Here is a 564-nt window from a genome sequence, read left to right as displayed (position 1 = left end):
GGCGCTGATGTGAACCGATGGAGCACCCCATGCAGAAGTTGAATGACCTGAGCCGATCCCTCACACCCCTCAAACCGGACGGTACGCTGATCGCTGTGATCGAGATGAGCCTGTCGAGCTGGCTCGTTGCGGGGATTGTGCCTGGTGTCGAGCGCCAGCCGTCGAAGAAGCTTGAGGTCGACGAGAACGCCTTGCTGAAGCTGCTCAATCGCTGGCGAGAAGAGGCGCGGAAGGCAGGACACCGCATCGAACGCATCGCGGTCGCTTTCGAGGCCGGCCGTGACGGTTTCTGGCTGGCCCGCTGGCTCAGGGTGCGCGACATCGAGGCGCATGTCATTCACGCATCGAGCATAGCGGTATCGCGCGAGCACCGGCGCGCCAAGACCGATCGTCTCGACACCGAACTGCTGAAACGCTCTTTTCTCGGCTGGTTGCGGGGCGAGCGTGATCACTGCAAGATGGTCGCGATCCCGACAATCAAGGACGAAGATGCCAAGCGCCCCACCCGTGAGCGCGAGAGCCTTGTCGGAGAGCAAAGTCGGATCGTCAACCGAATGAAAGCAG

At 61.7% G+C, this 564-nt stretch carries 1 pseudogene; it reads left to right on the top strand.

Annotated elements, in window-relative coordinates:
• Positions 1–29: 29 nt before the first annotated feature.
• Positions 30–564, top strand: a pseudogene (locus tag Q2M23_RS43855) (IS110 family transposase); the annotation flags it as partial.

This window comes from Bradyrhizobium sp. 33ap4 (assembly GCF_032654765.1).
Taxonomy (GTDB): Bacteria; Pseudomonadota; Alphaproteobacteria; order Rhizobiales; family Xanthobacteraceae; genus Bradyrhizobium; species Bradyrhizobium australafricanum.
The sequence above is the reverse complement of the archived record's forward strand: the minus strand, read 5'-3'. Positions and strand labels throughout refer to the sequence as shown.